1 pseudogene is annotated in these 244 nt (G+C 37.3%); it reads right to left on the reverse strand.

The features are described from left to right. Positions 1 to 77: 77 nt before the first annotated feature. Positions 78 to 244, reverse strand: a pseudogene (locus OU788_RS12820) (ABC transporter ATP-binding protein); the annotation flags it as partial.

The following is a 244-nucleotide window of genomic DNA, read 5'->3' on the forward strand; positions in this document are numbered from 1 at the left end:
TCCGAACAAAATAAACAGGGAACGTTTATCTCGGAAAATGTGATAAAATTCTTTTCGTACAAAGCCTACAAATCGTATCATCCTCTGGCCAGTTTTAAAAACACATCGTTCATGGTGTCTGTTTTATAATGCTCTTTTAGTTTTTTTGGGGTATCAAGCGCTTCAATTTTACCATTGACCATTATAGAAACACGGTCGCAGTATTCGGCTTCGTCCATATAATGGGTCGTTACAAAAATGGTCG

It is taken from the genome of Tenacibaculum sp. L6 (assembly GCF_028823685.1).
Classification (GTDB): Bacteria; Bacteroidota; Bacteroidia; order Flavobacteriales; family Flavobacteriaceae; genus Polaribacter.